Source organism: Micromonospora sp. S-DT3-3-22 (assembly GCF_015354745.1).
Taxonomy (GTDB): Bacteria; Actinomycetota; Actinomycetes; order Mycobacteriales; family Micromonosporaceae; genus Micromonospora; species Micromonospora wenchangensis.
In genome coordinates this window covers 1-7,768 of the sequence record NZ_JACGMO010000196.1, presented here as the reverse complement: position 1 = coordinate 7,768, position 7,768 = coordinate 1, and the positions used below count along the sequence as shown (strand labels likewise).

Annotated in this window: 5 protein-coding genes; 1 reads left to right on the top strand and 4 read right to left on the bottom strand. The window is 74.5% G+C overall.

The genetic code is table 11. From position 1 onward, the window contains the following. On the top strand, nucleotides 1–1,647 hold a 1,647-nt coding region (locus tag H1A17_RS32590), incomplete at its 5' end, for a DUF4153 domain-containing protein (protein WP_228544682.1). A gap of 120 nt (nucleotides 1,648–1,767) precedes the next feature. Here the strand turns inward: H1A17_RS32590 and H1A17_RS32585 are convergent. From H1A17_RS32585 to H1A17_RS32570, 4 genes are read right to left on the bottom strand one after another with little or no spacing between them, the layout of a single operon-like run. After that, on the bottom strand, nucleotides 1,768–3,462 hold the full coding sequence (locus H1A17_RS32585) for a condensation domain-containing protein (protein ID WP_194823681.1): 1,695 nt from the start codon (nucleotides 3,460–3,462) through the stop codon (nucleotides 1,768–1,770). A 45-nt stretch (nucleotides 3,463–3,507) separates the two neighbouring features. Then, the gene (locus tag H1A17_RS32580; protein ID WP_194823680.1) at nucleotides 3,508–4,779 is read right to left on the bottom strand and encodes an MFS transporter; all 1,272 of its coding nucleotides are present in this window, start codon (nucleotides 4,777–4,779) and stop codon (nucleotides 3,508–3,510) included. Then, nucleotides 4,780–5,982: a cytochrome P450 gene (locus H1A17_RS32575; protein WP_194823679.1), complete on the bottom strand. Its 1,203-nt coding sequence runs from the start codon at nucleotides 5,980–5,982 to the stop codon at nucleotides 4,780–4,782. Then, nucleotides 5,963–7,732 carry a non-ribosomal peptide synthetase gene (locus H1A17_RS32570; protein ID WP_194823678.1) on the bottom strand — a complete coding sequence of 590 codons (1,770 nt, stop codon included), beginning with the start codon at nucleotides 7,730–7,732 and terminating at the stop codon, nucleotides 5,963–5,965. Before H1A17_RS32570 ends, H1A17_RS32575 begins: the two co-directional genes overlap by 20 nt. Nucleotides 7,733–7,768 lie beyond the last annotated feature (36 nt).

The following is a 7,768-nucleotide window of genomic DNA, read 5'->3' as shown; positions in this document are numbered from 1 at the left end:
GTACCCCCCGGCCAGCAACCGCCCCCCGGGGCCGGCGTACCCGTCCCCGGCCTGCCGGGGCCCGCCGGGTTCGGTACCGGCGGCCGGCCGGCACAGTGGGGTGGGGCACCCGGGGCCTGGACCCCGACCCCGCCCCCGCCGTCGTTCCTGAGCACCCGGTGGCCCGGTCCCCGACCCGCCACCGGCTGGGCGGTGCCGGCGGCGGTGCTGGCCGGCGCGTTGGGCGTGGCGTTCTTCGTCCCGCTGACCCGCACCGGCATCGGCTGGTTCCTCGGCTGGCTGGTCCTCACCGTCGGGGTGGTCGCGGCCGTCCGGCGCACCGCCGACGCGCTGACCCGCACCGACAGGCTGATCCGGGGCGGTTGGGCGGTGGCCGCGCTGGCGCTGCTGGCCGTGCCGGCATTCCGTAACGCCTGGTGGCTGGTGACCTTCTGCGTCCTCGGGGCGCTGGGCTGCGCGGCCCTGGCGATCGTGGGCGGCAGGCAGGTCCGTTCCCTCCTGTTCAGCCTGGTCGCGGCCCCGTTCGCGGCGCTGCGCGGGCTGCCCTGGGTACGCCGGCACGTGACCGCCACCGGCGGCGGCCAGATGGTGCCCCGGGTCGCCGGCTCGGTCGTCGCCACCGCCGTGGTGCTGCTCGTCTTCGGGCTGCTGTTGTCCTCCGCCGACGCCGCGTTCGACCAGGTGCTCGGCGCGGTCGTGCCCGAGGTCAACGTCGGCACGGTGATCCGCTGGCTCTTCCTGGCCGCCGTCGGTGGATCGATCGCGGTCGCCGCCACGTACACCCTGGCCGCGCCGCCGGACCTGTCGACCGTCGACCGGGAGGGCCGGCGGCGGCTGGGCATGCTGGAGTGGGCCCCGGCCATCGCCGCCCTGACGCTGCTCTTCGTCGGTTTCGTCGCGGTCCAGTTCACCGTGCTCTTCGGCGGTCAGCGGCACGTCCTGCGCACGGCGGGCCTGAGCTACGCCGAGTACGCGCGCAGCGGATTCTGGCAGCTGACCGTGGTGACCCTGCTGACCGTGGCCGTGCTGGGCGGGGTCAGCCGCTGGGCGCGACGCGAGACCCGGGCCGAACGGGTCCTGCTGCGGGTCCTGCTCGGGCTGCTCAGCGCGCTCAGCGTGGTGATCGTGGTGTCGGCGCTGTCGCGCATGTACACCTACCAGAAGGTCTACAGCTTCACCGGCGAACGGATCTTCGTGATGGCGTTCGAGCTGCTGCTCGGCGCGGTCTTCCTGATGATCCTGGCGGCGGGCGTACGGTGGCGGGGCCGCTGGATTCCCGGCGTCACCGTCGGGCTGGCCGTGGTGATGCTGCTCAGCCTGGCCGTGCTCAACCCGGAGGACTACGCGGCCCGCCGCAACATCGCCCGGTACGAGCAGTCCGGCAAGATCGACGCCTGGTACCTGCGGGCACTCTCCGCCGACGCCACCCCCGCCCTGGCCAACCTGCCGGACCGGGTCCGCCGCTGCACGCTGAGCTGGATCGACGACGACCTCGCCGAACCCGACCCGTGGTACGCCTGGAACCTGGGCCGCAGCCGGGCCCGCGCGGAGCTGAAGCGGCTGGGCCCACGCGCGGTCGGCGGGCAGAAGGACTGCAAGGCCGCCGACCAGTTCGACCTGCCGAAGACCCGACGCACCCCGCGCTGACCTCCCCGCGCCCGGTCGGGCCGGACGGGCGGGTCGGGCCGGACGGGCGGGTCGGGCCGGACGGGCGGGTCGGGCCGGACGGGCGGCGGGCCCGGTTGCGGCGACGACGCGGCGGTACGGTCAGCGGCCGGTGCCCGCCGCGCGGATCGGCTGGGCCCGCCACCCGGCCTCGTCCCGGGGTGGACGGGGCGGGTGGGCGCACAGGACGTACGAGTCGGGGGCCGTCGCGCCGTGCCGGCCGCCGAGCGTGGCCATCACCGCCGCGTGCAGTTCGCGGGGGCCGACGCGCGGGCCCGCCGGGGCGGCGTAGCCGACGAGGGACCGGCTGCCGCCGGGCCCGGTGCGCAGGACGATCCGGGCGGTCGGGTCGCCGGCCGCGGCCCGGAGCACCTGTTCGCTGGCGGTGACGTCGATCCAGGCGGCGTCGATCTCCACCCACTCCGGACCGCGTACCACCTTGTCGAGGTCGACGAGATCGCCCAGCCGGGCGAGGTCGATGTCCCGCTCGGCGGCCGTCAGCAGGATGCGTTCCATCGACCACAGCAGGGCCGCCGCCTCGTCGGTGGTCACGTGCCGCACGTCGTGGGTGAGACCGACCACGACGGTGGGCCGGGTGTGCAGGATGGTGAGCCGGACGGGGTCGGTGGTGGTGGCGTCCAGGCCGCTCTCCACCTCGGTCCCGTGCACCGGCACCCCCGCCCGCCCGTCGAAGACGCCGCCCCGGGTGCTGCTCATGTCGTTGATCACCAGGTCCCGGTGCCGCTGGCAGCCCCGCTGGGAGCCGATCGACTGGACCGACTCCTCCACGGCGGTCGCGTCGAAGTAGGCGTACTGGTAGGCGTTGAAGATCGCCAGGTGGGTCCGGCGCAGGGTCTCGTGGAACGAGGGGGCCGGACTGAACGGGACCAGCGCGCTCTGCGCGATGCTGCCGACGAAGTTCTGCATCCGGGGCAGCGCGCGGTTGCTGTAGAGGGCCTCCAGCGCCGCCAGTTCGGTGCCGGTCCACCAGGACAGCAGGGTCGCCATGGTGGTGACGAGGACGCTGGCCGGGGTGACCCTGGTCCGCCTGGCGACCGCGTCGATCGCCTCGGCGACCGGCCCGGACCGCAGGGTCGCGAGGCGGAACTCCGCCGGCCCCTCCCGCCGGGCCGGCACGGAGAGCAGGCAGGGCGGAATGGTGTGCAGTTGCTGCCGCCAGTAGGCGAGGGTCCGCGCCATCCGTCGCCGCGCCTGCGGGGTCCGCTCGTGCTCGGCCTGGTCGGCGGGCTGCCAGGCCGGCGGGCCCACGGTGCGGTCGGCGGGGGACGCGACGAGCCCGACGAGTTCGTCCAGCACGAGGTTCGCGGCCACCAGGTCCGCGACGGCGTGGGAGAACTCGAAGACGGCCCGGACGGGCACCCCGGCGTCCGTGGTCACCGCCATCCGGACGGGGAACTCGGCACCGTGGTCGAACGGGCGGGGCGGATCACTGATCCAGGTCCGGTCGTACGCCCCCGACCCGAGTTCGAGCAGCAGCAGGTCGACATGCCCGTCCCGGGTCACCACCTGGGCCCGTTCCACGCCGGGGCCCACCTCGTACACCGTGCGTAGTCCCTCGTGGCGGGAAACCAGCACGCCGACCGCCGCGCGGACGTCGTCGACGGTACGGCCGGCGGGCAGGTCCGCGTACCCGACGAACACCGCGCCGCTGCCCTCGTGCGGCAGCCAGTCGAAGACGTTGCTCTGACCGTGGGGCATCGGCCACCGGCCCGCGCGGAGCCCGGCGAAGGGCACCCGCACCGTCCGTACGGCGGTCGACGTCTCGGCTGTGGTCATCTGGCTACCCCCGGGTCGGGATGGGTCGGACGGACACGGGACCGGTCACTCCCGGGGACCGGGCACCACGCCGCCGGGCACCGCGTCCCGGTCGGCTGCCGGTCCACCGGCCGGGGCCGGGTCGGCGTCGGTGGGCGCGGGTTCCGGGGCCGGTTTCGGGTGCGTCAGCAGGCGCAGCCCGGCCAGCAGGATCACCAGCGACAGGACGGCGAGCAGGAGCCGGTGGTCGACGACGACGATGAGGGCGGCGGCGATGCCGATGGCCGCCGTCTGCGGGATCGTCACCAGCATCCCCGCCGTGGTGAAGGCCCGCCCCAGCAGCCGCGACGGGGTGTGCCGCTGCAACAGGGTGTTCCAGCCGATCGAGAACCAGGTGACCGCGAGCCCGATGCCGACCGCCCCGCCCAGCACCACCGCCGTCGCGCCGACGGCCAGGGCGGCGCAGCCCACCCCCAGGCCGATCAGGGCACCGCCGATGGCCCGCGCCTCGCCGACGCGGCGCAGCAGCCACGCCCCGGTGAAGCCGGCGACGATGGAACCGATCCCCTGGACGCTGACGATCACCCCGAAGAACGCCGCCGGCCGGTGCAACCCGTCCTCGACCACCACGAAGATGATCGGCTCCAGGAAGCCCACCGCCCCGAACGCGACGGCGCTGACCACGGTGACCTGGGACAACAGCGGAACCGACCGGATGTGACGCAGGCCGGCTAGCAGCTCGGTGCCGAACCGCTCCCCGCTGCGTTCCGGTGGCGACTCGACGACCCGCACCGTGGCCAGCGCGGTGATGGCGGCGAGGAAGGTCAACGCGTCGATCAGCGCCAGCAGGTGACCGCCGAACGCGGCGTAGATGCCGGAACCGACGAGCGGCGCGAGAATCCGGGTGAACCCGAACAGGGTGCCGAACGCCGCGTTGGCCGAGCCCAGGTCACTGTCGGGCAGCAGATCCTTGAGCAGGGCGTTGCGCCCCGCCATGAGCACCGTGGCGACGCAGCCGTGCACGATGGCGACGCCGTAGATGATCCAGGTGTGTTCGGCGGTCCGTACCAGCAGCAGCGCCAGCACCGCCAGCCCGGCTATCGCGTTGGTGGCCATCAGCAGCGGCTTGCGGCGTACCCGGTCGATCTGCCGTCCGGCCAGCGGAGCGAACAGCACCGGCAGGCCCATCGCCAGGAACACGGCACCGGCGGCCGAGTTGCTCCCGGTGAGGTCCTTGACCCAGATGCCGAGGGCCAGCAGCAGCGCGGTGTCCCCGAAGCCCGACAGGGCGTCGCCGACGTACAGCCGGCGGAACCGGGCGTCCCTGAACGCGGTCACTCAACTCAGCGCCTCTCGGTGGTTGGTGGCACGGCCGACGGGTTCCAGCCGTACCTGCAGGTGGCGGTAGCCGTGGACCAGGTTGGAGCGCAGCGGCACCGGTTCGCCGACCACGGACACCGAGTCGACGAACTCGGCCAGCGCGAGCAGCAGTGCCCGCAGTTCCAGCCGGGCCAGCGCCGCGCCCAGGCAGTGGTGCGGGCCGTACCCGAAACCCAGGTGGTTGGCGGGGCGGCCGGGACGGAACTCGTCGGCCGCCGCGAAGTGCCGGGGGTCGCGGTTTGCCGCCGGCAGCCAGGCCACCACCGCCTCGCCGCTGGCCACCCGCTGACCGGGCAGTTCGACGTCCTCGGTGGCGACCCGCAGCACGTGCATCGCGGGTGAGGTCCACCGGATGACCTCCTCGACGAGCGGCCCGACGAGGTCCGGATCGGTCCGCAGCCGGTCCAGGGTCCCGGCGGCGGTGGCCAGCGCGTGGAAGCAGCCGGCGATCGCGTGCCGGGTCGTCTCGTTGCCGCCGACCAGGACGTTGTCGCAGTTGAGGAGCACCTCGCGCAGGTCGAACCGGGGGTCGCCGGCCAGCGCGCTGATCAGGTCGTCACCCGGGCTGCGCCGCCGCTCGGCGACCAGGTCGGCGAGGTAGAGGATCATCTCGGAGTGCGCCGCGTCCGGGGGCATCCGGTCGAAGGAGCTGTCCGCGCCGCCGAAGGCGTGGCTGGTCAGCTCGATCAGCATGTCCCGGTCGGTCGCCGGCACGCCGAGCAGGCGGCAGACGACGCTCGCCGGGATCACCGGCCCGAGGGAGGCGGCGACGTCGAGGCCGCCCGCCGCCACGGCGTCCGCGACGAGCTGGCGGACCTCCTGCCGGACGGTGTCCTCCAGCGACTCGGCCATCGCCCTCGACAGGAACGGCATGATGACGCTGCGCAGCCGGGTGTGCCGGGGGCCGTCGGCGACCACCAGCATCCCGCCGCCCGCCTTGTCGGGGTGGTCGCGGTCGAAGCCGATCATCATGCCGTACTCGGAGGTGAACGCGGCCTTCGGTGCCAGGACCGCGCGGCACCCGGCCAGCGAGAAGACCGACCAGAAGCCGCCCGGTGAGGTGCCTGCGTCGCTCCACAGCACGGCGTCGGCGGCGGCGTACCGACGCCACCGGGCGAACCGGCCGGGGTCGAGGTACAGGTCAGGGTCGCCCAGGTCCATCGCCGTTCCCCCTCTGCTCGGTCCGCACCAGGTCGGCGATCTCCCGGGCCAGGTCGGCGAAGGACGGCCGGCGGAACACGGTGACGATCCGCAGGTCGACACCGAACCGCCGGTGCACCGCGCCGACCAGGTGCAGGGCCTTGATCGAGGTGCCGCCGAGCGCGAAGAACTGACTGTCCGCGCCGAACTCGGCGACCCCCAGCAGGTCCCGCCAGATGTCGGCGAGCCCGGCGGCGACCGGGTCCCCCGCCGGTACCGCAGCCCCGGACGCACCGCCGGAGACGTCGCCGGACCCGGTGCGGCCGGCGGCCCGGGACGCACCGGCCGAGTCGGCGGCACCGTCGGAGATGGCGGCGCCGTCGGGGCCGGGCGGGCCGGCGGGACGGGGTGGGTCGGCGGGGGCGGGCGGTTCCGGGTCCGGGTCGCGGCCGAGCGCCGCCAGCAGCGCCGCCCGGTCCACCTTGCCGTTGGGGGTCACCGGCAGGGTGGGCAGCCGGTGGCACCGCGCCGGCACCATGTAGGTGGGCAGGTTGGCCCGCAGGAACTCCCGTACCTCGGCCGGGTCGGCCGGGCCCGTCGACACGGCGACCAGTTGCACCGGCTCCGCGTCGGTGACCGCCAGCACCGCGTGGTCACCCACCTGCGGGCAGTCGCCGAGGACCCGTTCCACCTCACCCAACTCCACCCGGAACCCACTGATCTTGACCTGGTCGTCGCGGCGGCCGAGGAACACCACGTCCCCGTCGGGCCGCAGCCGCACCAGGTCGCCGGTGCGGTAGAGCCGCTGGCCGGGCACGACGGCGAACGGGTCCGCGACGAACGCCGCGCAGGTACGCCCCGGATCACCCACGTAGCCGTCGGCCAGCCCCTGCCCACCGACGTACAGCTCACCGGTGCCGCCGGGGGCGACCGGGGTCAACCGGTCGTCGAGCACCCGCAGGTAGCCGCCGTCGATCGGGCCGCCGATCGGGATGACGCCCCGGTCCAGGTCGGCGGGGACGACCTCGTGCGCGGCGGAGAAGGTGGTGTTCTCCGTCGGCCCGTACGCGTTGACCAGGTGCTCGGGCGCACCGGCGGCCAGCATCCGGCGGATCTGCGCCAGCGCGTACTGGTCGCCGCCGACGAGCAGCACCCGTAGCCGGGCGAAGGCGTCGGGCACGTGCGTGACGATCGCGTTGAGCAGCGCGTTCGTGGTGAACATGACGCTCACCCCGGTCTCGGCGAGGAACCGCCCCAGCCGGTACGGCGACAGGGCGACCTCACGGGGCACCACCACCAGCGTCGCGCCCGCGCACAGCGCCCCCCAGATCTCCAGGGTGGCCGCGTCGAAGGCGGTGTTCGACAGGTGCGCGACGACGTCGTCCGGCCCCAGCCGCAGGAAGTTGGAGTGCGGCACCAGGCGCAGGATCGCCTCGTGCGGCACCACCACCCCCTTCGGCGCACCGGTGGACCCGGAGGTGTACATGACGTACGCGGGATGCCGCACCGTCACCGGGACGTGCGCCGACGCGACCGGTCCGGCGGCACCGGCCGCCCCCGCCGCAGCACCGACCGGCGCCAGCTCGATCGTCGGCACCCCGGGCGGCACGTGGTCCTCGCGGCCCCGCTCGCACAGCGCCAGCCGTACCCCGCTGTCCCGCCCGATCGCCCGGCTGCGGGTCGGCGGCTGGGCCACGTCGCCGGCCCGCTGGGCGGCCTGGAGACGGCGCTCCGCCTCCAACAGTTCCGCCTCACGTTCGGTGTCCTGCATGTGCCCTCCCGGTCGTCCGCCGCGTCCCCTCATTCT

What these genes read in the sequence shown, in the direction of transcription:
- H1A17_RS32585 (WP_194823681.1), bottom strand. Translation starts at nt 3,462, where the DNA reads ATGACCACAGCCGAGACGTCGACCGCCGTACGGACGGTGCGGGTGCCC.
- H1A17_RS32575 (WP_194823679.1), bottom strand. Translation starts at nt 5,982, where the DNA reads ATGGACCTGGGCGACCCTGACCTGTACCTCGACCCCGGCCGGTTCGCC.
- H1A17_RS32570 (WP_194823678.1), bottom strand. Translation starts at nt 7,732, where the DNA reads ATGCAGGACACCGAACGTGAGGCGGAACTGTTGGAGGCGGAGCGCCGT.